Origin of the sequence: Sphingorhabdus sp., from assembly GCF_046154385.1 — a bacterium.
Taxonomy (GTDB): domain Bacteria; phylum Pseudomonadota; class Alphaproteobacteria; order Sphingomonadales; family Sphingomonadaceae; genus Sphingorhabdus_B.
The window spans coordinates 1-24,530 of record NZ_JBJXFW010000020.1 but is presented as its reverse complement, the minus strand read 5'-3'; the positions used below and the strand labels follow the sequence as shown (position 1 = coordinate 24,530).

Here is a 24,530-nt window from a genome sequence, read left to right as displayed (position 1 = left end):
AGCGGCGCGATATTATGATGGGTGCATCAACTCTCAATGGAGACAGAAGATGCGCAAACCCCGTGATATTGATTCGGAACTGAAGGCACTTGCCGAAAGAACAAAGCAACTCAAAGAGCGCCGCGTCCAGCAACTTGGCGAACTGCTCATTGCCACCGGAGCCGACGCGTTGGACGCAGAAACGCTCGCAGGTGCATTGCTATCCATCGTCGAAACCGCCGACACAGCAAAAAGGGAAAGTTGGCGCAAACGCGGCAGCGCCTTCTTTCAAGGGACGGCGCGAAAGCTTGGCGAAGGAACTGAAGGCCAACGGGACCGCACTAGCTCGCTTGCGGGCGGCACGGCACCGGCTTGAGGCACGAAAGGCAGGTACCGACATGCGCGAATGGCAAATCAAAAGGCGCGAGCGCACACGGCAACTGATCGAGCTGGGCGGACTTGTCGTGAAAGCCGGACTGGTCGAGCTAACCGACGATGATCGCGCGACACTCTACGGCGCGTTGCTCACCGTCGCTGCCAAGTTGCAGAGTGCAGATCGCGAACAGGCGCTTATGCTTTGGAAGCGTAAGGGCAAGCGAGCGTTTGAGGCGGAAAGCGAAACCTGAAGGCGGCGGCACTTGGCCGCCGCCTCTTGGGTCAGCCGCGTTCTTCGTCGGTCGGCTTGCCGCTCGCTTTGGCGAGAATTGCGAAACCGTCGGCGATCATGTCCACACCATAGCGGGTCGTGCTTTCAGCTTCGTAGCTGGTTTGGCGAACGCGTCCGGTGATGCGAACGAGATCGCCTTTGTCTGCCTTGGCGAGACGGTCACGCAGCTTGCCAAAGAGCGTAACGCGGTTCCAGTGCGGGTCGGTCTTCCATTCGTCGCCGTCACGGCGATTGTAATTGGCGGCAACCGAAATGTGGGTGACGTCCTTGGCAGGGTCGATCTTGCCGATGCGCCCGATGATTTGAAATTCAGCAATGTTCTGCATTGTGGTTCTCCTGATCGCGTCAGGCGAAATGTCCTGACGGACATCGAAGGGCCGCGCGCTGCCCGCGCGCAAGCCAAAAGACGGAGGCTCCATTCATGGAAACCGTAGGCGCTCGCGCCGGTTTTTTGCTTGCGCGCACAAGGGCGGCGCAAAGCGGCCAAACGTCCGTCGATCAAGGACATGCCTAACGCGGTCAGGCGGAAAGCAATGACGTCGCTCGTTGCCTATCCTCACCGGAGTTTGGCTTTGGTCAGCGATGCAAACTCTCCTCATCGCCACACGGTTCGGTTTCGGTCTGGATTGTCGCATGATGAATGTCGAATTTGCTTTCGAGCATTTCCGCAAGAGCGCGTCGTGTTGCTTCCGCGTCGGCTCCTTCGGTTAATGCGACATGGGCGGTCAGACTTGCGTCGTCACCGGCAACCGACCATAAATGAAAATCATGAACGCCGGTGACGCCCTCGACTTCGTTCATTGCAGTGCGGATCGCTTGGAGGTCAAACCCGCGCGGCACACCTTGCAGAAGAATATGTGTCGTGTCGCGCAGCAAGGTCCAAGTGCGCGGCAGCACCCATAAGCCGATGGCGATGGCAACGATGGGGTCGATCCAGTTTAGCTTCGTCACGTAAATCGCAATCGCCGCTCCGATCACGCCAATCGAGCCGAGCATATCGGCCCAGACTTCGAGATAGGCACCTTTCACATTGAGACTGTCGTCCTTGCCGCCTGCAAGGATACGCATCGAAATAAGATTTACGACCAAGCCAAGGCTTGCCACTATAAGCATTCCCACCGACTCAACGGGCCTTGGGTCGAAAAAGCGCTGAACACCCTCAACCAACACATAGCCCGCAACCGCAAAGAGCAGGATCGCGTTGAACGCGGCGGCCAGAATTTCAAACCGGCGGTAGCCGAAGGTGCGTTTGTCGTCGGGCGGGCGCTGACCGATTTTGACCGCCGCAAGCGCAATGGCGAGCGCGGCACTGTCGGTAAACATATGCGCGGCGTCGGAAAGCAACGCGAGGCTGTCGAACACAAACGCGCCGATAAGCTCTGCAATAAGGAATAGGGTGGTCAGCCCAAGCGCGATTGTGAGCCGTTTGGTGCTTGCGCCTGCGCCGTGATTGTGGCCAGCGTGTCCGCCCTTGCCGTGATCGTGTGAACTATCGTCCGTCATGCGCCACTTCCCCTCGGACCAAACATGATAAGCGCCGCACCCGCGAGACAGATTGCCGCGCCAGCAAAGTCCCAACGATCGGGTTTGACGCCCTCGACCATCGCAAGCCAGACGAGCGAAGCGCAGATATACACGCCGCCATAGGCAGCAAAGGTGCGTCCGGCTGCTTCGCTCTCGACCAGTGTTAGCATCCATGCAAATAGCGCCAGCGACAATATCCCGGGCGCGAGCCAGAGCGGGGATCGGTCAAGACGAAGCCATGCCCAAAATGCAAAACAGCCTGCGATTTCGGCCAGTGCTGCGCCAATGTAGATGGCGGCAGTCATCGGAATGGCGTTTGCAGTCATATCAACGCGCCGCCTGACCAGCCGGTGGTTTCAACGCGTCGGTCGAGCGGCGGTGAAATATCCGCTCGACGCTCCGGTAGTTTTTCGTGACCACTCTGTCGGGTGTCAGGCTTTCAACAGTGAGGCGCTTCATTTCGTTTGCCGTCATCGCGTCTTGGCAGGGCATGTGAATTTACCTTTCATTTTGCTGGCAACTCGCTGCCTAGCGCATCAACATCGCTATAGTCGCCTTCTTCGTGATGTTTGTGCCGACCCTTGAGCAATAGCTGGCTGATCGCGGGCAGCACGAACAGCGTCAAAATCGTTGAAGTAATTAGCCCGCCGATGACGACGATGGCGAGCGGCTTTTGCACCTCTGCGCCTTGGCCGGTCGCGAGGGCCATCGGCACGAAGCCGATGGCAGGCACGATGCCGGTCATCAGCACAGCGCGAAAACGCTCTATCGAACCTTCGACGATGGCCTGCGCGACCGGCAACCCCGCTTCGATCCGCTGGTTGATTGCGGTCATCACGACAAGGCCGTTCAACACACCGACACCCGCCAGCACGATAAAGCCCACCGCCGCCGATACCGAGAAGGGCAGACCAGCCACCGCGAGCGCGAATACGCCGCCCGCCAAGCCTAGTGGTATCGCCGAATAGACCGCAATCGCCGGTCTGAACCCGCGCAAGGCGACAAACAGGATGCCGAAGATCGCCGCGAAGACGATGGGAATGACCAACGAAAGGCGCTGCGACGCAGCTTGCAAATTCTCGAACTGCCCGCCCCATTCAATTGCGCTGCCGGGGGGCAACTCGACTTGGGCGGAAACCTTGCTTTGCGCTTCGGCGATAAAGCTGCCGAGATCATTCCCGCGCACATTCGCCTGAACCACCACGCGGCGCTGGCCATTGTCGCGGCTGACCTGATTGAGACCTTCGGAAAACCCGAAGCTCGCAACTGCGCTCAGCGGAACCGATGCGCCCTCTTGCGGCAGCATTACCGGCAAAGCGCCCACAGCATCAAGATCGTCGCGGCCCGCATTGGGCAGGCGGACGACAATATCGAAGCGCCGGTCCCCCTCAAAGACAATCCCCGCCTCTCGCCCGCCAAGGGCTGCGGCCACGGTATCGGTCACGTCCTGTAAGGTCAGGCCGTAACGGGCGATGGCATCACGGTCGAACTTCACGTCGAGCTGCGGGAAACCCTCGGTCTGCTCGACTTTGACGTCTGCCGCACCCGGAACTGTATTCAGCACCGCCGCAACTTTCGCACCGACAGCACTCATCACTTCGAGATCGTCGCCGTAGAGTTTGATCGCGATGTCACCACGCACGCCCGCTATAAGTTCATTGAACCGTAGCTGGATGGGCTGGCTGATTTCAAAGGCGCTGCCAACCAAAGGTTTGAGTTTGGCCTCAAGCCGCTCGATGACCTGTTCCTTACTGGTTATCCCAGACGGCCATTCATCCTTGGGTTTCAGAATCACGAAAGAGTCAGAGATATTCGCAGGCATCGGATCGGTGCCGACTTCCGCCGTCCCGGTCTTCGAGAACATATACGCAACCTCGGGCAGCGTGATCGCCGCTTTCTCGATCTGGCGTTGCAGCGTCAGAGACTGATTGAGCGAAGTCGAGGGGATGCGGATGCCTTGTAGCGCGATGTCGCCCTCATCAAGCTGCGGGATGAACTCGCGGCCTAGGGTAAGAAAGGCCAGTCCTGCTAGAACGAACACGCCAATGCTTGTGCCAATCCACGGCCAGGGCCGCGTTACCGCCTTGTCGAGCAACGGAATGTAGCGCTCCTTGGCGAGGGCAATTGCCTTCACATCCTTTTCGGCGACCTCGCCGCGAATAAGAAGTGCAACCATTGCTGGAACAAAGGTCAGTGAAAGGATGAACGCCCCGCCCAAGGCCAGCATCACTGTGATCGCCATTGGTCCGAACATTTTGCCCTCGACGCCGGTGAAGGTGAGCAAGGGCGCGAAAACGAGGAAAATGATCGCCTGACCGTAAATCGTGGGTCGTACCATCTCGCGTGAAGCCTCGAAGACCTCGTGCAAACGCTCGGTCAGTGTCAGCAATCGCCCTTCGTGATGTTGTCGCTCCGCCAAACGTCGCAGGCAATTCTCGATGATGATGATCGAGCCATCGACGATCAGCCCGAAATCGAGCGCGCCAAGGCTCATGAGATTGCCCGATGTGCCGGTCGCGTTCATCCCCATAGCCATCATCAGGAACGAGATTGGAATGACCAGCGTGGCGATCAGCGCCGCGCGGATATTGCCTAGCAGCCAGAACAGCACCGCGATAACCAAAAGCGCCCCTTCAAGCAGGTTCTTCTCCACCGTCCAGATCGTCGCGTTGACCAGTTTGGAACGGTCAAGCACGGTCTTGATCTTGATCCCCGGAGGCATCGACTTGGCGACTTCGCCCAATCGCTCAGCTACGGCGTTGGCAACGATGCGGCTGTTGCCGCCCGCGATCATCAACGCGGTGCCGACGACAACCTCATTGCCGTTTTCCGATGCAGCACCGGTGCGCAAATCGCCGCCGATGCGGACATTGGCCACGTCGCGCACCGCAACCGCGACACCGCCGCGTGTTGTCACGGTCGCACGGCCGATTTCGTCCAGGGTGCGGATGCGGCCATCGGCCTTGACCAGAAACGCTTCGCCACCGCGTTCGACGAAGTTCGCGCCGACCGAAATATTGGCCTTTTCCAACGCTTCGGCGAGTTCGGAAAACGAGATATGATAGGAAGCGAGCTTTGCCGGGTCTGGTTCGACCACGAACTGCTTTTCATAGCCGCCGATGCTGTCGATCCCGGCGACGCCCTGCACAGTCTTCAACTGTGGGCGGATTACCCAATCCTGCACGGTTCGCAGATAGGCGAGTTTCGAGACGTCATCGGTTAGGAGATTGCCGTCTGTGGTGAGGTAGGAGCCATCGGGCTGGAAGCCGGGCTTGCCTGAAAGCTTCGAATTCTTCGCCGTCCCTGACGGTTCATATTCGACGACATACATCAGCACTTCGCCAAGTCCGGTCGTCACCGGCCCCATTTGCGGCTCGACGCCATCGGGCAAGCTTTCCTTCGCCTGTGTAAGCCGCTCGGCGACCTGCTGGCGCGCGAAATAAAGATCGACGCCTTCGTCGAACACGACCGTCACTTGGCTAAAGCCGTTGCGCGAAATAGAGCGCGAGCTTTCCAGACCGGGTATTCCAGCCATCGCGGTTTCAACCGGGAAGGTGACAAGCCGCTCCATGTCGAGCGGCCCCAGGGCGGGTGCGACGGTATTCACCTGCACCTGCTTGTTGGTGATGTCGGGAACGGCGTCGATAGGCAGCTTCAAAAGCTGCATCGCGCCGAAGGCCGAGATGATGAGCGTGACGACAACCACGCCCCAGCGGAAGCGGATCGCCGCATCGAGAAGTTTTTCGATCATCTCAATGCTCCGCCTCGCCCTTGCCAAGTTCGGCTTTGAGCAGGAATGCGCCCTTTGTGGCGATGACTGCACCGGGTTTCAGCCCTGTAACGATTTCAATGCGGCCCGCGCTGCGCTGGCCCGTGGTCACGTTGGTGGCCTGAAAACCTTTGGAGGTCTTTACGAACACAACGTCTCTACCCCCGACCGACTGCACCGCTTCTTCGGAGATGCCGATGCTCGAACTGGGCGCGGAATTGCGCGGCATGATCCGCACACGCAAACCCTGTCCCGGCGTAAGTTGGCCAAAGCCATCGGGAACCAGCACGATCGTTGCCGCCTTGCTTTCCGGGTCAAGGCTCGGTGTCGCGGCTCGAACGGTAGCGTTGACCGTCTCGCCCCCCAGCAACTCGATCACGGCGCGGTCACCGGGTTGGACGCGACGTGCATCGGCTGGAAGTGCCGACGCGTTGATCTGTATCTTGCGCGGGTCGGCAACACGAAACAACTCTGTGCCAGCGGCTACATAGCTACCTAACGTGGCGTCGGCCTTGGTGATCCGACCGGAAATCAGGCTTGTCACGGCAAGAAATCGTCCATCACCGGTAATCTTCGCAGCCCCCGCCGCCGATTGGGTGCGCCGCGCTTCGGCCTGGGCTTCGGCTAGAACAGCCTGTGCCGCCTCTAAATCCTGTCGTGCGGTAACCCGCGCTTCAAACAGCTTCTTCTCGCGCGCATAAGCTGCGCGGGCGGCAATAAGCCGAGCAGAAGCGGAACTGCGCTCGGCAGCAATCGTGCCGGCATCGCGGCTTTCAAGATAGGCGACGGTCTCACCTGCGCTGACGCTATCGCCAAGCTGCTTGACAATCCGGGTCAGCGCCCCGTCGGCGCGCGCGGTCAGCACCGCTTCGCCACCGGGAGCGGCGGCAACGACGCCCTGCGCTATGACTTCCGCGCCAAGTCCTCCCGCTTGTGTTGCTTCCGTTGCAATGCCCGCTGCTTTTGCGCGTGCATCGTCCATTGTCACAAAGCCTTCGGCACCGTGATTCTCTTCCTCGCCATGCTCGCCTTCTTCGGCCTCGGCGCTGGCGGTCGTCGTGGGAGCGAAGATTGTACGGCCAAGCATCACACCGCCTCCGCCCAGCACGAGGGCAGCTATCGCGGCTCCTACAATCAATTTGTTCTTGTTGGTTTCGATTTCCATGATGATTTCCTTCACTGCACATTCGCGCGGATGAGCGCGGCGAGTGCATTTGCGCGGTCGAGCCGCGCTTGGATGACATTGAGCTTTGCGGCGGTCAGTGCGTTCTGCGCATCGAGCAGTTCGAGCAGCGAGAATTTGCCAGCGTTATATCCGATGCGCGCCAGCCGAAGTGCTTCCTCGGCTTGGGCAATGCCGGGACCAGCCAATGCCTCGTAGCGGACCTCCGCTGCCCCCAGCAGCATTCGCGCATCATACCGCGCCCGGTTCGCGTCACGCTGTGCGATCAACAAGCCCGAATCCGCTGCAATACTCTCCGACTGCGCAGCCTCGATATTGCCACGGTTGCGGTCGCGAAACGGCAGCGCAATCGAGACACCGGCAACTAATGCTGTTTCCCGGCCTTCGCCAAAACGCCTGACCCCGCCGCTTGCTGTGACATCGGGAACCCCGTCAGCACGCGCCAGGCTTACCCGCGCCTGTGCCGCACTGCGTTGGGCAATCGCGAGTTGTTCATTGATGGTCTGCAAATCGGGCGCGGGATTAGCGGGGGCGTCTTCCTCGCTCGCTATGGCCGAAAGGTCTGGATCATCGCTGCCAATCAGCGTTGCCAGCAACCGGCGGGCAATAAGGAGTTCGCTAAAGGTCCGCGCCTGTTCGGCCTTCGCTTCCGCAAGCGTGGCCGCTGCGCGAAGTTGCCGCAGCGGCGGGTCGCGGCCCGCTTCGACAAGTATTTTTGCGGTGCGCGATAGTTCCTCGGCTGCCGCTGTATTGTCGCGCGCCAAAACAGCCCGGTCTTCGCTTGCGCGAAGTTCAGCATGGGCGACGCGAATATCGCGGTCCAGGTCTGCCAAAGCGGCCTTGTAAGTCAGAAAAGCGAAGTCGCGTTCTGCGCTGGCAACCCCCACCCGTGCGCTTCTCTTGCCGCCCAGTTCGAGCCGTTGACTGAGCGCCAACGTCGTTTCGGTGCTGCGAAGCCCCTGAAACGCCCCGCTTCCGGCAAAATTCTCGACCTCGAGACTGAGCTCGGGGTTGGGTGACACGCCCGCTTGCCGTGCGCGCGCTTCGGCGGCGTCGGCCTGCGCTTTGGCCTGTGAGACACGCGGCGAACTATCCGCGCCTCGCGATAAAGCATCGGCCAGGGTGATTGGCTCGGCTTGAGCGGCCTGCGCGCAAACGACCAAAGCGCTCACGAGCAATACAGCTCGAAATTTGGAAAACATGGGAAACTACTCCTGAACCTTGAACAAATGCGCAGCGTCAGCCGCGCAGGCGGTCAGGTTCAGGCGGCAGGTGGCTCGGTTGGCGGAGCCTGCGAAAAGGACGACATGGCGGTCGCGGCGCGGGCCAATGTGCGGGCGTTACTTAATGAGAGGCCTAATGTCAGCGACGGTGCCTCGGTGGCCAAGGCAATACTGCAATGATGATGGCTGACGACATGGCAGGGTTCTTCACCGGTCTGCTCGTGGCTGTCGCCATGATCGGTGTCCTCGGCATGTTCGAGCATTGCGAACATTTCGCTGCCATGCGCGGCCATAGCATCTTCGGCATGTGCGGTTGCAGGCACGACCAAGCCGCTGAACAAAACAGCAAACAGTACCAATAAAGAGACGAAGCGACCCCGCATTGATTTGCCGGTAGCATCACGGCGTAGCATCGGCAACAAATTGGTCACTTTGATGTAGTCTCGATCTTGGTAGCTAGATCTTGCGGCACTGGCATTGGCTGGAACGCGCTGACGTTCGAGCGCCCGGTGTTGCCGACAGGGATGCGCCCGGTCAGCGCACCAAGCGGCGCGAGCGCAAGCCGGACGACCTGCCCTACCGTCTCACGCCAGTCGCGCAACTCGACCGCAAAGCCGAGCATCGACCAATGACTGGCCAGATGCAGCCCCAAATGCGGCTGCGATACGATGTGCGCTCGTTCGAGGTGCCGCCATGCAGCGGCCTGCTCCCCAGACGCCCGCGCGGCGCGAAATATGATCATTTCATCCGCGATGACGCGGCGCATCCGCAACGTCTGCGCAAGCCCGCGCCATCGCCGCTGCCTGTGCCAATAGAAAATCTGGGCAAACCCCCAAATGAACGGCATCAATATTCCGGCGGAGATTTCGACGTCATCGCTGTAATGCGTTCCGCCGCTGCCATCTGGTGCAACTGTAATCCAATGGTCCCACTTGGCAATTAGCGCGCTGTAACCATTGTCGCGCAATCGCTTCGGCCAATCGCCCGTTTCAGGCTCGTGGAGCGAAGTCACAATCCACTGCGTTCCGAAAGGCATAAACCCGAACAGACGCAGCTTGACCTGATAGCGCCCACCGGGCCGGAATGCGTCGAGCGAGGTTTCGCCAACAGGAATGAAGCGCACCATCGGCCAAGCAATATGCTGCAACAGGGGTGCGGTCTGAACCTCGGCCCAAACCGTCGCGGGCGGCAGGTCGATCCTTGTCGAGCGGAAAACTTTCACGCCGCAACTGTCCGCAATTCGGCGTTCGCCTGCAGGAACACCTGAACGCCGCCAGTGAGCGCAAGTCCCGCCATGATCGAAGCAACAATCAGGTCAGGCCATGCGCTGCCGGTGCCAAATACGCCGAGCGCCGCCATTATCACTGCGACATTGCCAATGGCATCGTTGCGCGAGCATATCCAGACCGAACGCATGTTCGCATCGCCTGTGCGGTAGCGGTATAGCATCAAGGCAACACCGACGTTCGCGGTTAGCGCCAATGCGCCGATTGCGCCCATCAAGGCCGGGTCCGGTGCGGTTCCGTTGATGAAAGCAAGCACCGCGCTGCCAAAAACCCAGGCTGCAAAGCCAAGCATGAACAGCGATTTTAGCATGGCCGCCCGCGCCCGCCATGCCAGAGCCGCCCCGACGACCGCCAGACTGACTGCATAGTTGGCGGCATCGCCGAGAAAATCGAGCGCATCGGCTTGAAGCGCGCGGCTATCCGCCGCCGCGCCTGCTCCCATTTCAACGAAGAACATGGCGGCGTTGACGATCAGCGCGCTCCAAAGAATGCGCCGCCAGCGCGGATCGGCCTTGGCCGTTTCGCTCCCGCACGCGCTTTCGCAACAACTGTCCGCCATTCAACATCCTTCTCGACAAATCCCGAGTCGGACATCTATCTACACCCTGTAGCAACTACAGGGTCAAGCACTAAGGATTGGGCAGTGAAAATCGGCGAACTCGCGAGTGCAACCGCAACCAAGGTCGAAACGGTGCGCTATTATGAAAAGATCGGCCTGCTGCCGCCGCCCGCGCGGACGTCGGCCAATTACCGCGCCTATGGCAGCGAACATTTGGCCCGCCTCTCGTTCATTCGCCGCGCGCGTGACCTCGGTTTTACGCTGGAAGCTGTGCGGGAATTGCTCACACTTTCGGACGACAAGGCGCAATCCTGTGAGGCAGTCGATGGCATCGCGCGCGTTCACCTCACCGAAATCGACCGCAAGGTTACTGATTTGACCGCGCTCCGCAATGAACTCGACCGTGTGATCGGCTCTTGCCGACACGGGACGGTCGCCGATTGCAAAATTATCGAAACATTGGGGCCGCGTATAAAAGCCGATTTCATTTAACCCCTTGTTGGGCGACTCAAAACATCTCCAATTGATTGCGCATCGGGTCCCAAAACCCGATGTCGAGCGGGCGTTGCTCGCGCTTGGGCTGCATCGGCTGCTGCGCGGTCCATGTAAGGCGCTCGCCAAGGCTGACGCGCGGAATGCCTGCAATCATCATCTGGCCGGTGTCGTCTGCAACTCCGATGCGCTTGCGGTGACAGGCGCTCATTGCATGCGCCCCTGTGCTTGATTGGCGCGCCTCGCGTGGCGTTCCTCACATATCAAAACCAACGCGCCAAAATCCTCGCGCTCACCCAGCCGCTCGGCAATCTTCTGAACGCACTCCAGCGGCAAGCCATTCTCGTTGGCCAAACCTCGCAGATAATCGTCGCGGCACTCCGCGCCGCAAGCACGATAGTTCAAAAGCAAATCGGTCATCTCAAACCTTCCTTCCTTGTGGCGAAGCCGCACTGGCTGCGGCATGCGGCTCTGCCTTCCGGCGAGGATGGGAGAGGGAGGGAAAGCTGAATCGAAACCCTTGGCGCGGGCCAGCGGACGCAGAGCGACCGCCACACGGGGGTGGCTATTCTGCTTTGGGAACGAGAGGGCAAAGCCCTTGGCGTTCCCACCCAATCAAATGAATGGAGGCGGTAAGCCTCCCCTAGCCGCCACGCGGCAAAACAACGGCACCCTTGCACAAAACGACGCCAACCGGCCGCCCTGCGCCCGGGCCTGTGGGCCAGCGGGCATCCGGCAAGGAGAGTGGCAAGAGCGCCAGCGGGTCAGCCAAAAAACGCCGCACCCTCAGGAGCGCGAAGCGCGGGAAAGAGTGCGACCTTAGAAATTCCCGCTCATCATCCCACGCTCCTGATCGTCACCCGAAGGGCCAAGACTACAGGCTTGGTGCGCGCAGCGAATAGAGCAGGTTGCCCGACGGGCAGCGCTAATTACTTTCGCAAACTCCTTTCGCTTCGGCATAGTTCGACATCGAACTGGGCGGCGTAACTTTCGTCACATATCATGCGAATTGACAATCGTGAGCCATCCGCCCATTTCAGGTATCGAATGAAAACGTTGTTACGCCATCTCTTGCTGCTTGGGGCCATGCTTGGCCTCTTGTGGCAGGGCGTGGCCTATGCGTCGCCGCCTTGCGCTGAAATGCAGCAGGAGCAGAGCGCCGCCGCCTCGGCGATGGCGGGCATGGCGGACTGCATGGAAGCCGAAAAGCAATCGCGCGACAATGCGCCACCCTGCAAGGATATGAAGGCTGGCTGCTTTGCGATGGTCGGCTGCACGTCGCTGGTGGGGCTTGGCGCATTGCCAATTGCCGTTGATGCGCCGGTCAGCGCCACTTCTTCCTTTGACTTGGCTGCAAGCCCGGTCCTGATCGGGCGCAACGAAGCTCCCATACCCGATCCCCCCTCTATCCTTGGCTGAACCAACCGGCGTTCGGTAGCTTTGATGCTGCTGCGGGCGCAAAATTGATTCAACCAAGGATATTCAACATGAAAATTTTACTGACAATCGCTGCAACACTTGCGGCATTCACCTCCGTATCGGCTCAAGCGGCAAATGATCGCGGCCCCGGCCACTATGAATGGCAATCACGCCCCACTCCGGGTCCGAACAAGTCGAACCTGCCATCGCGCGTTCGGGTCTGGGTCAAGGATGACCAGACCAAGATGGCCAATTGCGATTGCGACATGATGAAGGTCGCTGCCGCCGATTGCATGATGATGCCCGGCAAGGGCGCTTCTCCCTCCAAAGGCTGACGGATGTCGTCCCGGCCTGCGCTGCGAGCGTGGGCCGGGGCGGTCCTGTTCGGCTCTCACGGTAAAAGGGGGATATTTCATGCGTAAGTTTATTGGCGCGGCGTTGCTTTTGTTGCCTGCAACGCTTCATGCCGAACCGCTGACGTTCGACGCTGCGCTTCAGCGCGCGCAAAGCGAGGCTCCGAGTCTGAAAGGGCGTGAGGCAGGCGTTACCGCCGCACAGTCTGCCGCGATTGCGGCTGACCGGCTGCCCGATCCGACGCTGGACGTCGGCATCCGGGATTTTCCCGTAACAGGACCAGATGCAGGACGCTTCAATCGTGATGACTTCACGATGACGACGATTGGCGTGAGCCAACAGTTCATCAATCCTGCCAAACGCCACGCACGCGCCGCGCGGGCGGGTGCTGATATTGGCATCGCCGAAACCGGGGTTGAGGTGGAGGCGCGGAACATCCGTTTGGAAACTGCGCTCGCTTGGGTCGATCTCTATTACGGAGAGCGGCAACTGAACGAACTCAAATTGCTCGACGAAAGCCTCAGTGATCTCCAATCGACGGTAACCGCGCGGCTTACCTCGGGCAGTGCGCGGCCTTCTCAATCCCTCGAACCAGACCAATTGCGCGCTCAGGTGAATGATCGCCGCAGTGCATTGATGGCAGAAATTGCGAAAGCTCGGGCAAGGCTGTCACGCTATACCGGTGATCCCAACCCATCGGTCGCTGGAGCGCCGCCCGAACTAACAATCAACCGCAGCGCGTTGCTCGCAGGCGTTAGCGATCTGCCAAGTCTGCGCGCGCTTGACGCCCAAACTGCCGCGATGGATGCCGAAACGCGGCTCGCCCGCGCCGACAAGACGCCTGATTGGAAGGTCAGCGCAACTTACGGTCGCCGTGAACCCAACTACGGTGATCTGTTCTCGGTCGGTGTCTCGATTGACCTGCCGTTGTTCGGGCGCAAGCGCCAAGACCCCAGAATTGCGGCTCGGGCAAGCGAAGCCGAACGCGCGCGGTTTGATCGGTTAGCCGGTGAACGCGAAGCGATTGCGGCGCTGGAAGGCGATCTGGCCGAACACGCGATGCACCATGCGCGTATGGAAAATGCGCGTGACAATCTGGTGCCTCTTGCCCGGAAGCGGGCAAAGCTCGATTTTGACAGCTACGGTGCTGGCACCGTCGATCTGGGAACGGCGTTGCTGGCAACACTCACGGTTGCCGAGGCCGAAGTCGATTTACTCGTGCGCCAGGCCGAAGTTGCCCGCGACGCTATTCGTATCAACTTAACTTATGCGGGAGATCGGCCATGACCGACACGACACACGCAGCACGGTGGCGTGCTGGAATACTGGCTGCGACTTTGATTGCAGGTGGTGGTGGATATTATCTGGGTCAGCGCGGGGATGCTCCTGCTGCGCCTGCTAAAAGCGCAGATGGCTGCGAGGCTCTTTATTACTACGATCCGATGTTTCCGCAGCAAAAATTCGACAAGCCCGGAAAATCGCCGTTCATGGATATGGAGCTTGAACCCAAATGTGCCGATGGCGGCGCGGCGGCTACTGGGGCGGCGCAGGGCGTTAGCATTGACCCGTCTGCCATGCAGAATCTGGGTATCCGTATTGTTCCCGCACAAATGGGAAGTCTTGCCGCTACGCTCAACGTCACCGGCACCATTGATTTCAACCAACGCGATGTAGCGATCATTCAGGCGCGCTCGGGCGGTTTCGTGTCTCGCGTCTATGCCCGCGCGCCCGGAGACGTGGTGCGTGCAGGCGCGCCGATTGCCGATGTGCAATTGCCCGAATGGGGCGGCGCACAGACCGAGTTTTTGAGCGTTAAGCGCCTCGGCAGGCCCGATTTGACTGCCGCCGCGCGCCAGCGGTTGCGGTTGATGGGAATGTCGGACGGTCTGATTTCTGGCGTTGAACGCAGCGGGCGCACCAATGGCACGATCACCATCACGTCACCGATTTCAGGGGTAATCCAGACACTCGATGCGCGGCAAGGCGTCACGCTTGGGGCAGGCCAGACCTTGGCACAAGTAACGGGGCTTGGCACGGTATGGCTCAATGCCGCTGTTCCCGAAGCGCAGGCGGGCGCGGTTCGCATCGGGCAAAGTGCCACCGCGACCCTCACCGCGTTTCCGGGAGAGACATTTGGCGGACGGATCATCGCTGTCCTGCCAACCGCGCAAGCGGATAGTCGGACGCTTACTGTCCGTATCGAGCTTGCCAACCGCGGCGGTCGTCTTCGCCCAGGCATGTTTGCAGGCGTGGCGCTCGGCGGTGATGCAAGGCCAGCGCTGCTCGTTCCAAGCGAAGCCGTCATCCGCACCGGCACACGCACGATCGTGATGCTGGCAATGGGAGATGGCCGTTATCATCCGGCGGAAATAAGAACGGGCCGCGAAGGCGGTGGACAGACGGAAATTATCGAAGGCTTGGCCGTTGGCGAGAAAGTTGTCGCGTCGGGTCAGTTCCTGCTCGATTCCGAAGCCAGCCTGACCGGCATCGAAGTTCGCCCGCTCGGTGGTGCCAAGTGATTGAAGCTATCATCCGCTGGTCGGTCAAGACGCGCGGGCTGGTCGTGGTTGCGGCACTCGTCCTGACCATCATCGGCATCGGCGCGGTGCGAACAACGCCTGTCGATGCACTGCCAGATCTCTCCGATGTGCAGGTCATCATCCGCACGACTTATCCGGGCCAAGCGCCGCAGATTGTCGAGAATCAGGTCACATATCCGCTGACAACGACGATGCTGTCGGTTCCCGGCGCGCGGGTGGTGCGCGGTTATTCGTTTGTCGGCGACAGCTTTGTCTATGTGCTGTTCGAGGATGGCACGGACTTGTATTGGGCGCGGAGTCGCGTTCTGGAATATCTATCCCAAGTGCAGGGTCGCTTGCCAACGGGTGCGACCGCCTCACTCGGCCCCGACGCGACTGGCGTAGGCTGGATTTACGAATATGCGTTGGTCGATAAGACCGGGCGGCATGATCTAGCGCAGCTCCGCAGCATTCAGGACTGGTTCCTACGCTATGAGTTGAAGGCTGTTCCCGGTGTGGCCGAAGTCGCCAGCATAGGCGGGATGGTCAAACAATATCAGGTCGTGGTCGATCCGCAGAAACTTGCCTCCTACGGTGTCACAGCAAGCGAAGTCTCCGACGCCCTGAAACGCGCCAATCAGGAAACAGGCGGTGCGGTCGTCGAAATGGCCGAGGCCGAATATGTCGTCCGCGCCACAGGGTATCTCAAAACACTGGATGATTTCCGCGCTGTGCCGGTGCGCAGTGCGTCAGGCGGCATAGCTGTCACGGTCGGTGATGTCGCGACGGTGCAAATCGGTCCCGACATGCGACGCGGGATTGCCGAACTGAATGGCGAAGGCGAAGTCGCGGGCGGCGTGATCGTCATGCGGCAGGGCAAGAACGCCCGCGAAGTCATCGAAGGCGTGCGAGCCAAGCTGGCAGAATTGAAGGCTGGTCTTCCTAAGGGGGTCGAGATTGTCACCACTTATGACCGTTCGGGCCTCATCGACCGCGCGGTCGAGAATCTCACGTCCAAATTGTTCGAGGAATTTGCGATTGTCGCGCTGGTCTGCGGGCTGTTCCTATGGCACGCCCGTTCGGCACTTGTAGCGATCCTGACGCTACCGCTTGGCATCCTGATCGCGTTCATCGTGATGCGGGTGCAAGGGTTGAACGCCAACATCCTGTCACTCGGCGGCATCGCGATTGCTATCGGCGCGATGGTCGATGCAGCGGTTGTGATGATCGAGAACGCCCACAAGCATCTCGAACGCTGGGCGCATGACAATCCTGACAGGGAATTGAAGGGCGAGGAACGCTGGCGAGTCATCACGGATGCCGCCGCCGAAGTGGGGCCAGCGTTGTTCCTCAGCCTGCTCATCATCACATTCTCGTTCATCCCCATCTTCTCTTTGCAGGGGCAGGAAGGGCGGCTGTTTGCGCCGCTTGCTTTTACCAAGACCTATGCGATGGCAGCGGCAGCAATTCTCTCGATTACGCTGGTTCCGGTGCTGATGGGCTGGCTCATCCGGGGCAGGATTCCTGCCGAAGACAGCAACCCGATCAACCGCTGGCTGACCCGCATTTACCGGCCCGCGCTCGATTGGGTATTGGAGAAGCCCAAGCAAGCCTTGCTGTTTGCTGGCCTCGTATTCGCATCCAGCCTGTGGCCGATATGGCAGACCGGCGGCGAGTTCATGCCGCAAATGAACGAAGGCGATTTGCTGTATATGCCCTCCGCACTTCCGGGCATTTCGACAGCCAAGGCCTCGATGCTTCTCCAGCAAACCGACCGCCTCATCAAGACAGTCCCAGAGGTGGAAAGCGTGTTCGGCAAGGCAGGCCGCGCCGATACCGCAACCGACCCGGCCCCGCTCGAAATGTTTGAAACGACGATCCGGTTCAAGCCCAAGAGCGAATGGCGCGCAGGTATGACGCAAGACAAGCTGATCGACGCGCTCGATGATGTCGTCAAAGTGCCGGGTCTTGCCAATTTCTGGATTCCGCCGATCCGCAACCGGATTGATATGCTGGCGACGGGTATCAAAAGCCCGATCGGTATCAAGGTGTCCGGCTCGAACCTCGACGAGATTGACCGCACCGCGCGCGAGATCGAGGCGGTCGCAAAGACTGTGCCGGGAATCAGCTCGGCGCTGGCTGAACGGCTTTCGGGTGGCCGCTATATTGATGTTGCAATCAACCGTGCGAGCGCCGCGCGCTATGGCATGAATGTCGCCGATGTGCAGGCCATAGTATCAGGCGTAATCGGCGGCGAGGTGATCGGGCAAACCGTCGAAGGGCTGGCCCGCTATCCCATTAACGTCCGCTACCCCCGCGAAATCCGCGACAGTCTGGACGACATCATCAACCTTCCAGTGCTGACGCCTTCACGCCAGCAAATTACGCTCGGAACGGTGGCCGATGTCCGCATCACCAACGGCCCGCCCATGCTGCGCAGTGAAAATGGCCGCCCCGCAACTTGGGTTTATATCGACGGGCGAGGCCGCGCGCTGACTGAGATTGTCGGTGATTTGCAAAGGGCTGTGGCAGAAAAGGTGAAGCTGCCGCCCGGAATCAGTGTCGCCTATACCGGACAGTTTGAATTTCTTGAGCGCGCAACACAGCGGTTGAAGATCGTTGTCCCGGCAACATTGCTCATCATCTTCGCACTGCTTTACGCGACGTTCCGGCGCTGGGATGAAGCTGCGCTCATTATGGCAACGCTCCCATTTGCGCTGACCGGCGGGGTCTGGCTGCTCTATCTGCTCGGCTATAATCAGTCGGTTGCAACCGGCGTCGGATTCATCGCACTGGCGGGGGTTTCTGCCGAGTTCGGGGTGGTGATGCTGATCTACCTCAAGCACGCGCTCGCCGAACACAAACCGGAAGATGTCGATATAGCCGTCCGCGAAGGCGCGCTAATGCGCGTCCGGCCAAAGGCGATGACAGTTGCAGTAATTCTTGCTGGGTTATTTCCCATCTTGATAGGCGGGGGAACTGGTTCAGAAGTGATGAGCCGGATTGCGGCACCCATGATCGGTGGGATGCTTACTGCGCCGTTGCTCTCAATGCTTATTATTCCGGCAGCTTATTTGCTAATGCGCCGCCGCGCACAAGTTCAACACCAAGGAGACCGTATATGAAGAAGACAGTTTTGATGACGACGTTGCTTGCACTGCCACTTGCACTGTCGGCCTGCGACAAGTCCACCGAAGCGCCCAAGGCAGATGCCGCCGCGGACACGATGGGCGATATGGCTATGCCCGCTGAGGCGAAAATGGCCAAGGGCAGCGGCACTGTGGCAGCAATTGATGCTGCCGCTGGCAAGATCACGCTAAATCATGGACCTATTGCCGAACTCGAATGGCCCGCAATGAAAATGGGGTTTGGTGTGAAGCCGAGCGAGTTGGAAGGGATCGTGGTCGGCGATACAGTATCGTTCGAAATGAAATGGGATGGCAAGACAGGAGAAATAACCAATATTACCAGAGCTGACCGCTGAGGCATTGCCGAAAGCTGTTGTTCGCATCATGGGGTGTCTTTGTCACTCTGATGCAGCGACCGCCAATCGGCACCTTACCAATGGCTGCATCATATGTCATTCGACACCGTGGTTTGTGATGCCAAGTTGCTGGGCGATTTCATTGTAAATCATGCGACGCAGCAGGTGCATCAGGAAAATGTGCCTTGTCCTTTGCGGTATGGCGTAGAACACCTGCCAATAGGAACGTCTGACTTCGATATCCCATGTTTGTTCGGGGCGGAACCGAGAGAGGTGTGCGGTAAAAGTCATTCGTTTGGCAGGACAGGGCCGCACGGCAGCATGTCCGACTCGTGCGCAGAATCCGTCGCCTGCCGAAGAGAATCGATGCCAGGCAAGGCCAAAATCAATGACCATTGCAGGCCTGCTAGCCCGATCCCGAGTTTTTCCCCCTCGCCACAGATCTCCAATCCAGCCGTCCATAATCAGACCCACGTTTCTCTAACCATCCGCAGCTATTCACTACCCACTGCTGTTTTTGCTTTGCGCGCGCTCACTGTCCCCAAAAACGCTCTTGCGCGGCCGATCAACCTTGCCAATTCTTTGCTCATGGGGAGCCAATGACTGTCAAAGAATGGAACTCTATCCCATGTCCGAACACGAAAGAATTATCCGACTGAAAACCGTTTTGGCACGAACCGGTCTTTCCCGTTCAACCATGTATCGCAAGATCGCCGAAGGCACCTTCCCGAGTCAGGTTAGGATCAGCATTCATGGTGCTGGCTGGCGCGAGTCCGCCGTCAACCGCTGGATCGCCGATCCGGTCAGCTTCCGCAACGAAAGCGCCGTGTCATGATTGCGCCGCTTCCTCCCGACCCGATATGCGTGAGGGTAAACGACGCTGCTCGCATGATCGGCGTCGGTCGCACCAAGCTGTATGAGCTGATTGCGACAAACCAGATTGAAGTTGTGAAGCTCGGCAAATCGACGCGCGTTACAACGGCAAGTCTGCGCGCGCTCGTTACGCGGCTTCGCGCATAGGAGTAGCTTCGACTGCCTCTGCGGGGGCCGTGTCGAGATGCGCAGCCCAACGCGCCATCAAGTCGCGGCGCTTTTCGAAAAAGTCGGTGCGGCGATACGCAGCTTCGACCCGGTTGGGCAGCTTGTGCGCCAGTGCCTTTTCGACGACCTCCTTCGGAAAGGCCGTAGTTTCCGCCGCCCAATCGGCGAACGCAGAACGAAAGCCGTGCACGGTCACGCCCGTTATGCCGTCATCACGCAGCAGCTTGGTCATAGTCATGTCGCTGATCGGCTTTTTACCGCTATTCGAAAAAACAAGCCCATCGTCGCTAGTTCGCTCATTCCATCGCCTTCGAAGCAACGCCACAACGGGCAATGAGAGCGGCACGATATGTGTCTCGCGGGCCTTCATACGCTCGCCAGGGATCGTCCAGATGGCTTTGTCGAGGTCGAACTCGCTCCACACGGCAAAGCGCGTCTCGTTCGACCTGACTGCGTTATAGATGGTGAAGCGTAAAGCGTCGCGTCCTGTCGTCGGCGCGGCGGCCACTAGCCTCGTCATCAGCTCCGGAACGTCAGCATAGGGCATGGCGATGAAGTGCCCGGCCTTTTCGGTTTGCCGGGGCAGCCCCTTCCGCACGGAGCGCAGAGAAACCTCTCCGGAAATCCATCCTTTGATGTGCGCGAAGTCCAGCACCACGCCAATCCGCTGAAGGATGCGCCGCGCAGTTTCTGGAATTTCCAGCCAGATAGGTGAGAGCACTTCGACGACACACGCGCTGTCCACCCTATCGACCGGCTTTTTGCCGATGCGGGAAAACACATGCCGTTCGAAACCAGATAGCCAGCGAGAATGATGACCGTCCTTCCATCCATCTCCCAAGGTTTCGTGGCAAGCCCGTGTCGCGGTCTCAAAGCTCGGTATGATTCTTCGAGCCTTTTGGCGTTCTGCGACGGGGTCATAGCCATCGCGTACCCGACGACGCAATTCTGCCGCTGCCGTTCGCGCATCTGCAAGTGGCACGTCATACGCTGACCCCATGCCATAGTCGCGGCGTTGCCCGTTAAGTTGCATTCGCAAGACCCAAGTGCGCGAACCGCTCGGTTTGACAACCAAGCACAGGCCCCTGCCGTCGACATGGCGACCGGGCTTCGCATTCTTCACTTTTAAAACTGTTAGCGCCATAAAGTTCGATTCCCTGACAGGAAACCATACCGCCAAAACCGGCGGTATTTCGGTCCCACGATCCTTCCCACATTTCAGCGAGAATTCAGGCAAATCAAGGCGACCGACCACGAACAAACTACAACATAAATCGTTGTTTTTACAGTGTACTTAGAGACGCCTTGAAACCGCCTGACACGAAAGTTATAGCGCCTCAGCGTCTACCATTTTTTTCAGATACTTACGGTGATTGGTTTGAAAGGCGCTGTGGCGCTTTCTGCCGCCAATAAGTAATTGGTAAGCATTAGAAGCAATTCCTCTTTGTCTGGCTTAAATCGCCTTCTAATCAACGAACTTGCCAGAATCGAAACCGTCTATCACTGTGCCCTGCAATATCGCGCTGCTTTTTTATTGAAGCGCGAAGATTAAGGAAGTTTGACTTTGTTGTTACGGATTTTGGCTGAATTTTCATTTACTATTAAGATGTGTTGACTTAAATGGCAACACTACTAGATCTGGTTATGACGGGTGAAGTGATTAAGGTTGACCCTGTTTTAGGTCCGAGAGAGTTGGAGTTGCGACGCATTTACCTGCTCCCAAAGGCCTGTAAATGGCTCTCTGAAATCCTTCCTAATACCGATTCGAACTGGAACATTGAAGAAACACCAAGTGAACAGCTAGATGCACTTTTGTATGAATTTTGCTCCGGCATGCAACTCCAAGTCGGGATACGATTTAAGGCGCTTGTGCATTTAGGTGACGGAATTTGGGAGTTGAAGACTGCAGATTTGCGATTATTTGGATGGTTTACACAAAAGGATTGTTTTGTTGTCAGCGATTGTGACGAAGCAGGAAGAGTGAAAGAAATAGGTCTGTATCAAGGATATTGTAGGCAGGCCGTTTGGCGGCGGGACGAGTTAAATCTCGATGAGCCCAAATTTGTTACTGGAGATAATCCCCATGACGTCGTTTCAGATTGCTATTAGCCCGAGCCGGCGCGCGGCAGGACGTTTCATTTCACGTGTGCGTCGCTCGCTGCAGCGTGCGCTTGTAGAGGAAAATGAACTTACTGGCGCAAACCAATCCGGCGTTGCGGCAGCTATTGGCGTACATCGATCCGTCATTAGCCGTGAATTGAATGGGCGACAGGATATTACCCTTGGCCGCATCGCTGAGATCGCTTGGGCCCTAGGTCGAGAAATTGAGTTCGAACTAGTGCGACCTGAACAAAGGCATGGATGCAATATAGCTTTATCGACATCAGGTATAATTACGGATGAGCAGAATCGCCTGAATAGTATTGAAGCCAGCTCGACTGTAAAAATTGAGCAAATTTTAGAAGTTCAGATGTGATCATAAAACCTTCATCACCGGATGGCTACACGCTTTTTTGCGACGATATTCGCCATGAAGTGACCGGCAAAACTACATTAGTTGGCATCTACAACAGCCAACTGATTATCACAGGAAATTTGCCTGTTATTTTGCCGAAGCTTTGTGCATCGATCACGCTTCGACTAAATCCTCCTTTGCATCCGCTAAAACCGGTCATTAAAGTTTTTCGAACCGATCAAGACGAACCAATCTTTGTTTGCGAAGTTGATATCCCGGCTGTTGATCCTGAAAAAATTCCTCAAGTTAACCAGCATTTGGAGCCGGATGCCGTAACGTTTATACAATTTAGTGTAAACGCACAGTTTGAGAGCTTTCAAATAGAAAAGCCATGCGCTCTGAAGGTCAGAGTGTTCATAGGGAATGACGAACTGAGACTTGGCGCCTTGCAGATTATCCATACTTCGCCGGACTCAATTGAGACTGTCGGCGCTGACATACATGCTCTTGCGTCAGGTGAGCAGGCTTAGAACTCATAACTGCAGTATTGAGCTCGCTAATTTGTTCCAAAAATTTGGCGGATATTCACTGCGCAACATCTAATAGGCCTACCTGGGCGTTACCGCTCATTTGCTGCAGCCCATTCCACAAAACGTGCCTTTTTTGCTTACCAATCACTTACTGGATTCCCAATCGTGCGATTTAGTGCGGTGTATTTCTTAAAAATCCATAGCTTTGCGGATACGCACCCGCTGATATTGGATCAGCACGTTTATCCAACCCGTCTACAATTCCGCGTTCGGGACTATCCTCCGTGCGCGCAGGTGAGCGGCGCTGACACAAAGACTGCAGAAGCGTCTATTGCGGACGACTGGGAACGGCTGCTTTGCGCCCAAATGCAGTTATTATAAGCGCCGGCTGGCTCCCCCATAAGCGGACATTGCATCAGCAAGATTGATATGGCTGATTTGTTGGACAGTCCTGACTGTTCGGTTTTGGACATCGCATACGGCAAGCTGTCAACCGTTCAGAATATTGGGTCTAAGAGGCGTTTACGGCGACTTGATAATATTTCATGCGGATAACACTTAGAAAACTGTCGTACCTTTGGACTAAAAAAGTTTGAAAAACACACCTGTAGATTAAGCCGGATCAGCATATGAAACATTAGTTACATCTTCGCGTGCGCAAAAATCTTCATGAGTTTCCGCATTAACTGGTTACATGCAATTGTGAATATAGAAAGCTCTCAATGGCAGCGTTGGCACTTCCCGGCGCTTCCATCGATGTCCAATGTCCAACATTGGGTAGGCTAATGATCGACAATCCGGTGGCTTGCTCGGCAGTCCGCGGTAAAAAATCTTCGACAAATGTTGTATCGTCATCACCCCAGATGAGCATTGAAGGAACCTCGATCTTCAGTTTTGGATCAGGCCACTGGTAAGATGGATCGCTTTCTGTAAAGCCAGCCAAATTGGCGCGGTACCAGTTCATTCCGCCATGAATAGCGCGTGGGTCCGCCAAGGCTGAACGGAACAACTCGCCTTCGGTATGCGTCAGCATCCCGGTCGAGATGAGTTTGCCATACGCCTCTTGCCATATACGGTTGGGCAAACCGTCATTGATAATATCTTGCAGCGTTATCTCCCGAAATCGCTGCATATATTGCGATCTGGTCTGCTGTTCAGTATTGGTATGCACGAGTTCGAGGAACAAATTAAAGGGTGGCGCGCTCATCCCGATTACTGCGTCGAGCCGCTCGGGATAGGCTTGGGCATAAGCAAAAGAAAGTGCACCTCCCCAGTCGTGACCAATCAGAATGAACCGCCCATCATCGTAAATTGACCGCACGAAAGCATCAAGCTGGTTGGCAAGATTTTTGACCCTATAAGCGTCCAGTGTATCCGGCTTGGCGGACAAGCCCGCACCCAAACCGTCGACTGCCACCACCCGATATCGGGCCTTCAACATTTCCATCTGGTTGAACCAGCAATACCAGAATGACGGAAACCCGTGGTAAAATATGATGAGCGGACCCTCACCCGCTTCGACAAAATGAAGGCGGCCGTCGCCTTCGCCGACATAGCCTTCATGATAAGCAATCGTGCCTGTGCGGATTCTGTTGGCGTGCTCTACGGCGGGATCGGGTTGCATTACATCGGAAAAATCGTGTGTCCGCCATCAATGACGAGGCATTGGCCGGTCATAAACTTGCTCTCGTTGGAGGCGAGGTAGACGGCGATCCCTTCCATATCTTCAAGCTTGCCTATGTCGCCAGACGCAGCTCTGCGCTTTGCCGCATCTTGAAAATGCTGCGGCGTATCAAGAGACATTTCGGTTTCAATGAAGCCGGGTAATATCGCATTTACCTGAATGCCCGCGCGCCCATATTCGATTGCGAGCGAGCGCACCAATCCCTGCACGGCGGCCTTTGTCATCGAATACCCACTGGCAAAGGGGATACCGATTAGCCCTGCGACGGACGATGTTACGATCAGTTTACCGGACTGCTTACTCTCCAGCCAAAAGCGCGTCGCCAGCTGGAACGTCGTGATCACGCTAGAAACGTTGAGATC

The 24,530-nt window shown here is 57.7% G+C and carries 31 protein-coding genes; 15 read left to right on the top strand and 16 right to left on the bottom strand.

Going from position 1 to position 24,530, the window contains the following annotated elements; all coding sequences use genetic code 11:
* Positions 1 to 49: 49 nt before the first annotated feature.
* Together ACKVOS_RS04085 and ACKVOS_RS04080 are read left to right on the top strand one after the other, a co-directional pair.
* Positions 50 to 355, top strand: coding sequence for a conjugal transfer protein TraD (locus ACKVOS_RS04085; RefSeq protein ID WP_409210738.1), 306 nt, complete (start codon positions 50 to 52; stop codon positions 353 to 355).
* A gap of 22 nt (positions 356 to 377) precedes the next feature.
* Positions 378 to 605: a conjugal transfer protein TraD gene (locus ACKVOS_RS04080; protein WP_409210748.1), complete on the top strand. Its 228-nt coding sequence runs from the start codon at positions 378 to 380 to the stop codon at positions 603 to 605.
* Between the two features lie 31 nt (positions 606 to 636).
* Here the strand turns inward: ACKVOS_RS04080 and ACKVOS_RS04075 are convergent, their stop codons facing one another.
* From ACKVOS_RS04075 to ACKVOS_RS04030, 10 genes are all read right to left on the bottom strand, one after another.
* Positions 637 to 972 (bottom strand): single-stranded DNA-binding protein, encoded by a 336-nt coding sequence (locus tag ACKVOS_RS04075; RefSeq protein WP_409210737.1) that lies wholly within the window; start codon positions 970 to 972, stop codon positions 637 to 639.
* 250 nt (positions 973 to 1,222) lie between these two features.
* The gene (locus ACKVOS_RS04070) at positions 1,223 to 2,149 is read right to left on the bottom strand and encodes a cation diffusion facilitator family transporter (protein ID WP_409210736.1); all 927 of its coding nucleotides are present in this window, start codon (positions 2,147 to 2,149) and stop codon (positions 1,223 to 1,225) included.
* The gene (locus tag ACKVOS_RS04065) at positions 2,146 to 2,475 is read right to left on the bottom strand and encodes a YnfA family protein (protein WP_409210747.1); all 330 of its coding nucleotides are present in this window, start codon (positions 2,473 to 2,475) and stop codon (positions 2,146 to 2,148) included. Before ACKVOS_RS04065 ends, ACKVOS_RS04070 begins: the two co-directional genes overlap by 4 nt.
* A 22-nt stretch (positions 2,476 to 2,497) precedes the next feature.
* Positions 2,498 to 2,662: a hypothetical protein gene (locus tag ACKVOS_RS04060; RefSeq protein WP_409210735.1), complete on the bottom strand. Its 165-nt coding sequence runs from the start codon at positions 2,660 to 2,662 to the stop codon at positions 2,498 to 2,500.
* Between the two features lie 13 nt (positions 2,663 to 2,675).
* Positions 2,676 to 5,921: an efflux RND transporter permease subunit gene (locus tag ACKVOS_RS04055; RefSeq protein ID WP_409210734.1), complete on the bottom strand. Its 3,246-nt coding sequence runs from the start codon at positions 5,919 to 5,921 to the stop codon at positions 2,676 to 2,678.
* A gap of 1 nt (position 5,922) precedes the next feature.
* Positions 5,923 to 7,104, bottom strand: coding sequence for an efflux RND transporter periplasmic adaptor subunit (locus ACKVOS_RS04050; RefSeq protein ID WP_409210733.1), 1,182 nt, complete (start codon positions 7,102 to 7,104; stop codon positions 5,923 to 5,925).
* A gap of 11 nt (positions 7,105 to 7,115) precedes the next feature.
* A complete protein-coding gene (locus ACKVOS_RS04045) occupies positions 7,116 to 8,324 on the bottom strand; it encodes a TolC family protein (RefSeq protein ID WP_409210732.1) in 1,209 nt (402 codons plus the stop codon).
* A gap of 59 nt (positions 8,325 to 8,383) precedes the next feature.
* A complete protein-coding gene (locus ACKVOS_RS04040; RefSeq protein ID WP_409210731.1) occupies positions 8,384 to 8,758 on the bottom strand; it encodes a hypothetical protein in 375 nt (124 codons plus the stop codon).
* 14 nt (positions 8,759 to 8,772) lie between these two features.
* Complete coding sequence (locus tag ACKVOS_RS04035) at positions 8,773 to 9,567, bottom strand: DUF3703 domain-containing protein (protein WP_409210730.1); 795 nt, start codon at positions 9,565 to 9,567, stop codon at positions 8,773 to 8,775.
* On the bottom strand, positions 9,564 to 10,190 hold the full coding sequence (locus ACKVOS_RS04030; protein WP_409210729.1) for a cation transporter: 627 nt from the start codon (positions 10,188 to 10,190) through the stop codon (positions 9,564 to 9,566). Before ACKVOS_RS04030 ends, ACKVOS_RS04035 begins: the two co-directional genes overlap by 4 nt.
* An 84-nt stretch (positions 10,191 to 10,274) precedes the next feature.
* Between ACKVOS_RS04030 and ACKVOS_RS04025 the strand changes: the two genes are divergently transcribed.
* Positions 10,275 to 10,682, top strand: coding sequence for a MerR family transcriptional regulator (locus ACKVOS_RS04025; RefSeq protein WP_409210728.1), 408 nt, complete (start codon positions 10,275 to 10,277; stop codon positions 10,680 to 10,682).
* Positions 10,683 to 10,698: 16 nt separating this feature from the next.
* Here ACKVOS_RS04025 and ACKVOS_RS04020 read toward each other — a convergent pair whose 3' ends face one another.
* From ACKVOS_RS04020 to ACKVOS_RS04010, 3 genes are all read right to left on the bottom strand, one after another.
* Positions 10,699 to 10,893, bottom strand: coding sequence for a hypothetical protein (locus ACKVOS_RS04020; RefSeq protein WP_409210727.1), 195 nt, complete (start codon positions 10,891 to 10,893; stop codon positions 10,699 to 10,701).
* Positions 10,890 to 11,102, bottom strand: a complete 213-nt coding sequence (locus ACKVOS_RS04015) for a hypothetical protein (protein ID WP_409210726.1) — start codon at positions 11,100 to 11,102, stop codon at positions 10,890 to 10,892. Before ACKVOS_RS04015 ends, ACKVOS_RS04020 begins: the two co-directional genes overlap by 4 nt.
* 223 nt (positions 11,103 to 11,325) lie before the next feature.
* Complete coding sequence (locus ACKVOS_RS04010; RefSeq protein ID WP_409210725.1) at positions 11,326 to 11,454, bottom strand: hypothetical protein; 129 nt, start codon at positions 11,452 to 11,454, stop codon at positions 11,326 to 11,328.
* A 275-nt stretch (positions 11,455 to 11,729) separates the two neighbouring features.
* Here ACKVOS_RS04010 and ACKVOS_RS04005 point away from each other — a divergent pair, with 275 nt between their 5' ends.
* The 9 genes from ACKVOS_RS04005 to ACKVOS_RS03965 all read left to right on the top strand — a co-directional run bounded on the left by ACKVOS_RS04005 (position 11,730) and on the right by ACKVOS_RS03965 (position 19,478).
* Positions 11,730 to 12,101 carry a hypothetical protein gene (locus ACKVOS_RS04005; RefSeq protein ID WP_409210724.1) on the top strand — a complete coding sequence of 124 codons (372 nt, stop codon included), beginning with the start codon at positions 11,730 to 11,732 and terminating at the stop codon, positions 12,099 to 12,101.
* Positions 12,102 to 12,169: 68 nt separating this feature from the next.
* Positions 12,170 to 12,436, top strand: coding sequence for a hypothetical protein (locus tag ACKVOS_RS04000; protein ID WP_110300434.1), 267 nt, complete (start codon positions 12,170 to 12,172; stop codon positions 12,434 to 12,436).
* 79 nt (positions 12,437 to 12,515) lie between these two features.
* Positions 12,516 to 13,742: a TolC family protein gene (locus tag ACKVOS_RS03995; RefSeq protein ID WP_409210723.1), complete on the top strand. Its 1,227-nt coding sequence runs from the start codon at positions 12,516 to 12,518 to the stop codon at positions 13,740 to 13,742.
* Positions 13,739 to 14,974: an efflux RND transporter periplasmic adaptor subunit gene (locus ACKVOS_RS03990; protein ID WP_409210722.1), complete on the top strand. Its 1,236-nt coding sequence runs from the start codon at positions 13,739 to 13,741 to the stop codon at positions 14,972 to 14,974. Before ACKVOS_RS03995 ends, ACKVOS_RS03990 begins: the two co-directional genes overlap by 4 nt.
* Positions 14,971 to 18,099: an efflux RND transporter permease subunit gene (locus ACKVOS_RS03985; protein WP_409210721.1), complete on the top strand. Its 3,129-nt coding sequence runs from the start codon at positions 14,971 to 14,973 to the stop codon at positions 18,097 to 18,099. The genes ACKVOS_RS03990 and ACKVOS_RS03985 overlap by 4 nt, the downstream gene beginning before the upstream one ends.
* Complete coding sequence (locus ACKVOS_RS03980) at positions 18,096 to 18,458, top strand: copper-binding protein (RefSeq protein ID WP_409210720.1); 363 nt, start codon at positions 18,096 to 18,098, stop codon at positions 18,456 to 18,458. Before ACKVOS_RS03985 ends, ACKVOS_RS03980 begins: the two co-directional genes overlap by 4 nt.
* A gap of 93 nt (positions 18,459 to 18,551) precedes the next feature.
* A complete protein-coding gene (locus ACKVOS_RS03975; RefSeq protein ID WP_409210719.1) occupies positions 18,552 to 19,061 on the top strand; it encodes a hypothetical protein in 510 nt (169 codons plus the stop codon).
* Positions 19,062 to 19,086: 25 nt separating this feature from the next.
* Positions 19,087 to 19,293 carry a helix-turn-helix transcriptional regulator gene (locus ACKVOS_RS03970; RefSeq protein WP_409210718.1) on the top strand — a complete coding sequence of 69 codons (207 nt, stop codon included), beginning with the start codon at positions 19,087 to 19,089 and terminating at the stop codon, positions 19,291 to 19,293.
* The gene (locus ACKVOS_RS03965; protein WP_409210717.1) at positions 19,290 to 19,478 is read left to right on the top strand and encodes a helix-turn-helix domain-containing protein; all 189 of its coding nucleotides are present in this window, start codon (positions 19,290 to 19,292) and stop codon (positions 19,476 to 19,478) included. The genes ACKVOS_RS03970 and ACKVOS_RS03965 overlap by 4 nt, the downstream gene beginning before the upstream one ends.
* On the opposite strand, the gene ACKVOS_RS03960 is transcribed toward ACKVOS_RS03965, so the two are convergent.
* Positions 19,459 to 20,643 (bottom strand): tyrosine-type recombinase/integrase, encoded by a 1,185-nt coding sequence (locus tag ACKVOS_RS03960; protein ID WP_409210716.1) that lies wholly within the window; start codon positions 20,641 to 20,643, stop codon positions 19,459 to 19,461. The two genes, ACKVOS_RS03965 and ACKVOS_RS03960, sit on opposite strands and share 20 nt — an antisense overlap.
* A 500-nt stretch (positions 20,644 to 21,143) precedes the next feature.
* Between ACKVOS_RS03960 and ACKVOS_RS03955 the strand changes: the two genes are divergently transcribed.
* Genes ACKVOS_RS03955 through ACKVOS_RS03945 form a run of 3 tightly spaced genes read left to right on the top strand, consistent with a single transcriptional unit; the run spans position 21,144 to position 22,484 of the window.
* The gene (locus tag ACKVOS_RS03955; protein WP_409210715.1) at positions 21,144 to 21,608 is read left to right on the top strand and encodes a hypothetical protein; all 465 of its coding nucleotides are present in this window, start codon (positions 21,144 to 21,146) and stop codon (positions 21,606 to 21,608) included.
* Positions 21,583 to 21,975, top strand: a complete 393-nt coding sequence (locus ACKVOS_RS03950; RefSeq protein WP_409210714.1) for a helix-turn-helix domain-containing protein — start codon at positions 21,583 to 21,585, stop codon at positions 21,973 to 21,975. The genes ACKVOS_RS03955 and ACKVOS_RS03950 overlap by 26 nt, the downstream gene beginning before the upstream one ends.
* A complete protein-coding gene (locus ACKVOS_RS03945) occupies positions 21,972 to 22,484 on the top strand; it encodes a hypothetical protein (RefSeq protein WP_409210713.1) in 513 nt (170 codons plus the stop codon). The genes ACKVOS_RS03950 and ACKVOS_RS03945 overlap by 4 nt, the downstream gene beginning before the upstream one ends.
* Positions 22,485 to 23,166: 682 nt before the next feature.
* Here ACKVOS_RS03945 and ACKVOS_RS03940 read toward each other — a convergent pair.
* Both ACKVOS_RS03940 and ACKVOS_RS03935 read right to left on the bottom strand, forming a co-directional pair.
* Positions 23,167 to 24,108: an alpha/beta fold hydrolase gene (locus ACKVOS_RS03940; protein ID WP_409210712.1), complete on the bottom strand. Its 942-nt coding sequence runs from the start codon at positions 24,106 to 24,108 to the stop codon at positions 23,167 to 23,169.
* Positions 24,108 to 24,530 (bottom strand): SDR family NAD(P)-dependent oxidoreductase (locus ACKVOS_RS03935; RefSeq protein WP_409210711.1); only part of this gene is annotated, 423 nt, incomplete at its 5' end. The genes ACKVOS_RS03940 and ACKVOS_RS03935, both read right to left, overlap by 1 nt.

Bases quoted from the DNA above. Each gene is read 5' to 3' on its own strand.
- ACKVOS_RS04055 (WP_409210734.1), bottom strand. From the start codon at position 5,921: ATGATCGAAAAACTTCTCGATGCGGCGATCCGCTTCCGCTGGGGCGTG.
- ACKVOS_RS04085 (WP_409210738.1), top strand. From the start codon at position 50: ATGCGCAAACCCCGTGATATTGATTCGGAACTGAAGGCACTTGCCGAA.
- ACKVOS_RS03960 (WP_409210716.1), bottom strand. From the start codon at position 20,643: ATGGCGCTAACAGTTTTAAAAGTGAAGAATGCGAAGCCCGGTCGCCAT.
- ACKVOS_RS03950 (WP_409210714.1), top strand. From the start codon at position 21,583: ATGACGTCGTTTCAGATTGCTATTAGCCCGAGCCGGCGCGCGGCAGGA.
- ACKVOS_RS04015 (WP_409210726.1), bottom strand. From the start codon at position 11,102: ATGACCGATTTGCTTTTGAACTATCGTGCTTGCGGCGCGGAGTGCCGC.
- ACKVOS_RS04040 (WP_409210731.1), bottom strand. From the start codon at position 8,758: ATGCTACGCCGTGATGCTACCGGCAAATCAATGCGGGGTCGCTTCGTC.
- ACKVOS_RS04060 (WP_409210735.1), bottom strand. From the start codon at position 2,662: ATGCCCTGCCAAGACGCGATGACGGCAAACGAAATGAAGCGCCTCACT.
- ACKVOS_RS03995 (WP_409210723.1), top strand. From the start codon at position 12,516: ATGCGTAAGTTTATTGGCGCGGCGTTGCTTTTGTTGCCTGCAACGCTT.
- ACKVOS_RS03975 (WP_409210719.1), top strand. From the start codon at position 18,552: ATGTCATTCGACACCGTGGTTTGTGATGCCAAGTTGCTGGGCGATTTC.
- ACKVOS_RS04020 (WP_409210727.1), bottom strand. From the start codon at position 10,893: ATGAGCGCCTGTCACCGCAAGCGCATCGGAGTTGCAGACGACACCGGC.
- ACKVOS_RS03980 (WP_409210720.1), top strand. From the start codon at position 18,096: ATGAAGAAGACAGTTTTGATGACGACGTTGCTTGCACTGCCACTTGCA.
- ACKVOS_RS03940 (WP_409210712.1), bottom strand. From the start codon at position 24,108: ATGCAACCCGATCCCGCCGTAGAGCACGCCAACAGAATCCGCACAGGC.
- ACKVOS_RS04080 (WP_409210748.1), top strand. From the start codon at position 378: ATGCGCGAATGGCAAATCAAAAGGCGCGAGCGCACACGGCAACTGATC.
- ACKVOS_RS04000 (WP_110300434.1), top strand. From the start codon at position 12,170: ATGAAAATTTTACTGACAATCGCTGCAACACTTGCGGCATTCACCTCC.
- ACKVOS_RS04030 (WP_409210729.1), bottom strand. From the start codon at position 10,190: ATGGCGGACAGTTGTTGCGAAAGCGCGTGCGGGAGCGAAACGGCCAAG.
- ACKVOS_RS04045 (WP_409210732.1), bottom strand. From the start codon at position 8,324: ATGTTTTCCAAATTTCGAGCTGTATTGCTCGTGAGCGCTTTGGTCGTT.
- ACKVOS_RS03955 (WP_409210715.1), top strand. From the start codon at position 21,144: ATGACGGGTGAAGTGATTAAGGTTGACCCTGTTTTAGGTCCGAGAGAG.
- ACKVOS_RS03990 (WP_409210722.1), top strand. From the start codon at position 13,739: ATGACCGACACGACACACGCAGCACGGTGGCGTGCTGGAATACTGGCT.
- ACKVOS_RS04050 (WP_409210733.1), bottom strand. From the start codon at position 7,104: ATGGAAATCGAAACCAACAAGAACAAATTGATTGTAGGAGCCGCGATA.
- ACKVOS_RS03970 (WP_409210718.1), top strand. From the start codon at position 19,087: ATGTCCGAACACGAAAGAATTATCCGACTGAAAACCGTTTTGGCACGA.
- ACKVOS_RS04070 (WP_409210736.1), bottom strand. From the start codon at position 2,149: ATGACGGACGATAGTTCACACGATCACGGCAAGGGCGGACACGCTGGC.
- ACKVOS_RS04005 (WP_409210724.1), top strand. From the start codon at position 11,730: ATGAAAACGTTGTTACGCCATCTCTTGCTGCTTGGGGCCATGCTTGGC.
- ACKVOS_RS03965 (WP_409210717.1), top strand. From the start codon at position 19,290: ATGATTGCGCCGCTTCCTCCCGACCCGATATGCGTGAGGGTAAACGAC.
- ACKVOS_RS04065 (WP_409210747.1), bottom strand. From the start codon at position 2,475: ATGACTGCCGCCATCTACATTGGCGCAGCACTGGCCGAAATCGCAGGC.
- ACKVOS_RS04075 (WP_409210737.1), bottom strand. From the start codon at position 972: ATGCAGAACATTGCTGAATTTCAAATCATCGGGCGCATCGGCAAGATC.